The sequence below is a fragment of the Streptomyces sp. NPDC090108 genome (assembly GCF_044747185.1).
Taxonomy (GTDB): Bacteria; Actinomycetota; Actinomycetes; order Streptomycetales; family Streptomycetaceae; genus Streptomyces.
The window spans coordinates 1-1286 of record NZ_JBIVDQ010000016.1 but is presented as its reverse complement, the minus strand read 5'-3'; the positions used below and the strand labels follow the sequence as shown (position 1 = coordinate 1286).

Genomic DNA, 1286 nt, shown 5'->3' with positions numbered 1-1286 from the left:
AGAACTCCTAACGAAATGATCTTCGGCGTGGTTGGATCGCTCTCAGCTTGACGATCTGGGGGTGTGGGGTGGCGCGGTCGAAGCCGTGGGAGGTCGATGACGAGTTGTGGGCTGTGGTCGAGCCGCTGCTGCCGAAGGTCGAGCGTCGGATGCGGCATCCGGGACGCAAGCGGCATCCGGACCGGCTGGTGTTCCAGGGCATCCTGTTCGTGCTGCATACCGGGATCGCCTGGGAGCACCTTCCGCAGGAGCTCGGCTTCGGCTCGGGCATGACGTGCTGGCGCCGCCTGGCAGAGTGGACCGCAGCCGGCGTCTGGCCCCGGCTGCACGAAGTTCTGCTCGCCAAGCTGCGGGGTGCGAACGCCCTGGACTTCTCCCGGGCGGCGGTCGACGGCTCCCACATCCGGGCGTTAAAGGGGGACCCAAGACCGGACGAAGCCCTGTCGACCGGGGCAGAACCGGCAGCAAACACCACTTGATCACCGACGCCACCGGCATCCCCCTCGCCGCCACCCTGACCGGCGGCAACCGCAACGACGTCACCCAGTTGATCCCACTACTTCAAGCCGTGCCGCCGGTGCGGGGCAAGCGCGGCAAGCCCCGGCGCCGCCCGGACGTGGTGCTAGGCGACCGCGGCTACGACCACGACAAGTACCGCCGCCTGATCTGGGACCTCGGCGTGAAACCACTAATCGCCCGCCGCGGCACCGAGCACGGCTCCGGCCTGGGCAGCCAACGGTGGGTCGTGGAGCGGGCGTTCGCCCATCTGCACTGGTTCCGCCGCCTGCGCATCCGCTGGGAGATCCGCGACGACATCCACGAAGCCTTCCTCACCCTCGGATGCGCACTCATCTGCTGGCGGCGACTGCGCGCTCTGGTGAACGATGCCGTGGGCTAGTTAGTCGCCGCCAGCCGGTTGAGAACTTCCCTGGGGGTGAAACTCCAGCCGACCAGGCGCGGCCCGCTCCAGTTGATGCCGATCACGAGTCCATCCTGGGCGGCATCGGGCAGCACGCAATCGCACCAGGTGTCCAAGGACATGGAGTCAACGCGGAGTCCACGCCCCCAGATCTTCGCTGCCCTCTGGGCGCGGGACGAGGTCGACCAGAAGGGGAAACTTCGCAGGCCGTCCGCGGAGAGGTGAGTCGGGCTTCCGTCGTCATCCCGGACAAGCCAGACCACTCTGCTTTGGCGGACGTCTCGGAAGAACGCCGCCGCTTGAGAACCGCTCTGACTCATGGCCGCCGAGCCTACCGTTCCCCAACACGTATTTCGTTAGGAGTTCT

At 67.0% G+C, this 1286-nt stretch carries 2 protein-coding genes; one reads left to right on the top strand and one right to left on the bottom strand.

From position 1 onward, the window contains the following. Positions 1-68 precede the first annotated feature (68 nt). Positions 69-898, top strand: a protein-coding gene (locus ACIPRD_RS32485) for an IS5 family transposase (protein ID WP_401568305.1) whose coding sequence is annotated in 2 segments (ribosomal slippage) — positions 69-395 and positions 398-898 — 828 coding nt in all. Because the reading frame shifts where the segments join, the coding sequence is not laid out codon by codon here. Here ACIPRD_RS32485 and ACIPRD_RS32480 read toward each other — a convergent pair. Then, on the bottom strand, positions 895-1239 hold the full coding sequence (locus ACIPRD_RS32480; protein ID WP_401568303.1) for a DUF2750 domain-containing protein: 345 nt from the start codon (positions 1237-1239) through the stop codon (positions 895-897). The genes ACIPRD_RS32485 and ACIPRD_RS32480 overlap by 4 nt on opposite strands. Positions 1240-1286: the final 47 nt, after the last annotated feature.